This is a genomic window from Bacillales bacterium, from assembly GCA_035700025.1.
GTDB lineage: Bacteria > Bacillota > Bacilli > Bacillales > DASSOY01 > DASSOY01.
The window spans coordinates 1-4,040 of sequence record DASSOY010000038.1; the positions used below are offsets into that span (position 1 = coordinate 1).

5 protein-coding genes are annotated in these 4,040 nt (G+C 54.2%); 2 read left to right on the forward strand and 3 right to left on the reverse strand.

Translation table 11 applies throughout. The features are described from left to right. The 3 genes from VFK44_06425 to VFK44_06435 all read right to left on the reverse strand — a co-directional run. Positions 1–216 (reverse strand): hypothetical protein (locus VFK44_06425; GenBank protein ID HET7628010.1); only part of this gene is annotated, 216 nt, incomplete at its 3' end. A 21-nt stretch (positions 217–237) separates the two neighbouring features. Further along, positions 238–699 (reverse strand): sigma-70 family RNA polymerase sigma factor, encoded by a 462-nt coding sequence (locus tag VFK44_06430; protein HET7628011.1) that lies wholly within the window; start codon positions 697–699, stop codon positions 238–240. Positions 700–863: 164 nt separating this feature from the next. After that, positions 864–1,913, reverse strand: coding sequence for a M20/M25/M40 family metallo-hydrolase (locus VFK44_06435; protein ID HET7628012.1), 1,050 nt, complete (start codon positions 1,911–1,913; stop codon positions 864–866). A gap of 110 nt (positions 1,914–2,023) precedes the next feature. On the opposite strand from VFK44_06435, the gene coaW reads away from it, so the two are divergent. Both coaW and VFK44_06445 read left to right on the forward strand, forming a co-directional pair. After that, a complete protein-coding gene (gene coaW / locus VFK44_06440; protein ID HET7628013.1) occupies positions 2,024–2,836 on the forward strand; it encodes a type II pantothenate kinase in 813 nt (270 codons plus the stop codon). A gap of 5 nt (positions 2,837–2,841) precedes the next feature. After that, positions 2,842–3,816 carry an NAD(P)H-quinone oxidoreductase gene (locus tag VFK44_06445; protein ID HET7628014.1) on the forward strand — a complete coding sequence of 325 codons (975 nt, stop codon included), beginning with the start codon at positions 2,842–2,844 and terminating at the stop codon, positions 3,814–3,816. Positions 3,817–4,040 lie beyond the last annotated feature (224 nt).

Here is a 4,040-nt window from a genome sequence, read left to right on the forward strand (position 1 = left end):
CTCGGTGAACACCATTTTGCCGTTGACGGACGAGATTTCACCTTCGACTTTCACCGACGAAGCAATGTCGCTGAACGAAATGTTCGCCATATAAGGTTCAAACTGTTTATTGTATGCCATGAATGCTACGTTGCGAATCGCCTTGATTTCCTTCAACGCTTCTTCCGATGCACTCGTCAAATCCAAAAATGCCACTTCTTCAATAATCGTTCCCATTGTGATGCCTCCCCATTTGGTTTAAGTTTCGATTTCCTGCCTTAATCGCGCGATTGCGGTTTGAAGACGATATCGGACCGTCGAGGCGGTGATACCGAGCGGTTCGGCGATTTGCTTGCTGTTCATGCCGAGCCAGTAACGCTTGTAAACGACGTCGCTTAACTCTTCCGGGAGCCGCGCCAACAGTTCGCGAATCTCCATTTCCGAGTAATCTTCGAGCGCTCCGCAGAGCGGTTCTTCTTCGTTGGTCAGCACTTCCCGGCGCTGTTTGCGAAATCGGTCGCGGCGTAAATTTTTCAACACTTGAAAAAGCCATGCCCGCTGTTGGTGCTCATTCAAGCCGTGCAATGTCGACTCGTGCATCATTGCTTTCAAATACGTGTCCTGCACAAGATCCTCGGCTTCCTTGTCATCTTTCGTCAACGACCGGGCGAACTTCGCCAGCCGTTCATAATGCGTTTCATAAAGATCTTCCGTATGCATCCGATCCGCTCATTTCTTCGCTTCTGTTTCGTCTTCATCAGGATAACGATTGAGAAGGCCAAAGTGTTGGTCGATTTCATAAAAAAAATGATTTTTTTTCGTAGGTTGTCCGATTTATGCCGAAAAAAACGCCGGAGGAACACGGTTCCCCCGGCATTTTATCTTCAGTCGAGCGGCCCGACTTTTTCGTTGCCTTTCAAGTTCACGAGAAAATCGGCCAACAGCTCGATTTCTTCCTCGATATCTTTCAAGCTCACCGTCTCCACCGGCGCATGCATGTAGCGCAGCGGCAGCGACACCAACGCCACCGGCACGCCGCGCCCGGTCACCCGAATGCGGTCCGCATCCGTGCCCGTCATTCGCGGCGTCAGCTCATACTGCACACCGATACCCTTCCGCTCCGCCGCCTCTTCGAGGCGCCGGTTCAGCTTCGCATTGATCGGCGCTCCCTTCGCGAGCACCGGCCCGCCGTCCAAGTCGATCTCCCCGTGCTTGTTCCGGTTCACGCCCGGATAATCGGTCGCGAACGTCACGTCGCACGCGATCGCCATGTTCGGCTTCACGCCGGCGCCGGCGAAATACGCGCCGCCCATGTTCGTCTCCTCGTTCACCGTGCTCGCCGCGTAAACGCCGACATCGGCGTTTACTTTTCCGGCGACCGCCTTCAGCACTTCGGCGACGATGAACGCGCCGGTGCGGTTGTCGAGCCCGCGTCCAGCGATGCGATCGTTCAGCAGCGTTTCTGCTTCTCTTTTATAAACGACGGGGTCGCCAACCTTTACCCAGCACTGCATTTCCTCTTTCGATTTCGCGCCGCAGTCGATGTAGAGGTCCTCGAAATCGAAATCGTCCGTGATGCCGCCGTGATGCTCCGCGTTCACGCCGACGACACCTGTGATGCGGCCGCCGCTGCCGAGAATGTCCATTTTCATGCCGATGGCCGGTTTATGGCTGACGCGCCCGAGTTCTGTGAAGCGAATAAATCCGTTTTCATCGATGCGGTTAATGATGAATCCCACTTCATCACAATGCCCGGCAAGCAAGAGTTTGAATTTCGCTCGCGGGTTGACGACACCAATCGAGTTTCCGGCTGCGTCTGTTTTGATTTGATCTGCAAAGGGTTCAACATGCTTCATCCACTTTTTTTGAATCGCGGCTTCATGCCCCGAGGGCGAAGCCGTGGCCAGCAAATCGAACAGAAACGCCTTGTCCAATCGAAATCCCTCCCGTTTCACTATGTGTCCTCAAGCATATCACATTTCCCGGCACGCGAAGCATGATATCATCAAACTAACGGCAGCTGTACGGGAAGGGAGTCAACAGAATGGATATCGGAGTGGACGCCGGCGGAACATTAGTAAAAATCGCTTGGTGGGCTAAAGGAGAACTCGTTTTTCGAGCCTTTCCGGCAGCTGTTTTGGACGATGCGGCAAGATGGCTCGTTTCGCGCGGGGAAGAAACGAGAATTTGCTTGACGGGCGGGAGAGCGGCAGAACTCGCGGCGAAGCTCCCATTGGGGACGGAGACGACAGACGAATTTCGCGCCACATGCCGAGGCGCGTTGCATTTAATGAAACAACAAAGGCTCGATATGCCGGAACGGTTTGTCTTGGCGAATGTAGGAACGGGTACGTCGATACATGTCGTCGAAGGAACCGAGTTTCGCCGTGTATCCGGCACAGGCGTCGGCGGCGGGACATTCGTCGGGCTTTCGTATTTGCTGACCGGGATCAGCAATTTTGAAAAACTCGTTCGGTTGGCCGAACAAGGGGAACCGGGACAGCTTGATTTGCTTGTGAAAGACATTTACACGATGACGGATGCCCCGATTCCCGGCGAATTGACAGCCAGTAATTTCGGAAAAGCGGCGGCGGCGGGACCCGCCGGTGCGGCTGATCGAGTCGCGGCGGTACTTAAGATGGTTGCAGAAACGGTGCTAGTGCTGGCCATGCAAGCGTGCGACAAGTATGAAGCAAACAAGGCAGCGTTTATCGGCTCGACGTTCCACAATCATCCGCTCATGCAGCGAACCGTTGCTGGTTATGAGAAAGCTGCTGGCAAGAAGGTCGTATTTCCGGCGAATGGCTGGATGAGCGGCGCGGTCGGTGCGTTGTTGTCATTAAAGGAGGCTGAATAAAAAAAATGAAAGCCGTACTCGTAAATGAGGATCGAACGTTGAGAATCGGAGAGTTTGACAGGCCGGAGCCGAAGGCGGATGAGCTGCTGGTGAAAGTGCACGCGACAGCGGTGAATCGCGCGGACTTGCTGCAGAAGCGCGGCGCCTATCCGCCGCCGAAAGGGGCTTCACCGATTCTCGGGCTTGAGGCGGCGGGTGTCGTCGATGCAGTTGGTGCCCGCGTGGAAGGCTGGAAGCCGGGCGACCGGGTGTTTGCGTTGTTGCCGGGCGGCGGTTACGCAGAATATGCAACGATTCCCGCTGAAATGGCGATGCGTATTCCGGATAAATTTTCGTTGGAAGAAGCCGCGGCGATCCCGGAAGTTTTTCTGACAGCGTACATGAATTTGTTTTGGCTTGGCAGTGTCAAGGAAGGCGATCAAGTACTGATTCACGCCGGGGCAAGCGGGGTCGGAACAGCGGCGATCCAGCTCGTTCGCGCGGTCGGTGCTGAAGCAATTATTACCGCCGGAAGCAAAGAAAAGCGAGCGTTTTGCAAGGCGCTCGGGGCTGCGGAAGCGATCGACTACAAAGCCGGTCCGTTTCAACCGAAGGTTAATGCATGGACAAACGGCAAAGGCGTTAATGTGATTCTTGATTTCGTCGGAGCGCCGTATTGGGAACAAAATCTTCAGTCGCTGGCGGTCGACGGCCGCTTGATCATCATTGGTGTCATGGGCGGCACAAAGGCGGAAAACATCAATCTTGGGCAATTGCTCGCGCGCCGATTGCACGTGATCGGAACGGCGTTGCGGTCGCAGCCGCTGTGGAAAAAAGCGAAACTCACGAAAGCGTTTGCCGATTTTGCGTTGCCTCTCTTTAAGGAAGGAACACTCAAGCCGGTGATCGATTCCGTATTCGACTGGGAAAAGGTTAACGAAGCTCATGCGCACATGGAAGCCAATAAGAACACGGGTAAAATTGTTTTGCGGATTCACTGAAAATAGACCTCGACGTGCGAGATGTGCATGCACTCAATAGAATACGGCCACAGCCCGGTGGAAGCTTGGGCTGTGGCCGTTGCATGTAGATTGAGATTGCCTGTTTAAATTTCTTCTTCGTCTTCGGTAATTCTCGGTTCGTCAAGGGCGCTGTTAACACCCCAGTAGAATATGAATACGACACCGATGGCGACGATGATTGTATCCCAAGGTCCGGCAATCAA

Bases quoted from the DNA above. Each gene is read 5' to 3' on its own strand.
- coaW (HET7628013.1), top strand. From the start codon at position 2,024: ATGGATATCGGAGTGGACGCCGGCGGAACATTAGTAAAAATCGCTTGG.
- VFK44_06445 (HET7628014.1), top strand. From the start codon at position 2,842: ATGAAAGCCGTACTCGTAAATGAGGATCGAACGTTGAGAATCGGAGAG.
- VFK44_06430 (HET7628011.1), bottom strand. From the start codon at position 699: ATGCATACGGAAGATCTTTATGAAACGCATTATGAACGGCTGGCGAAG.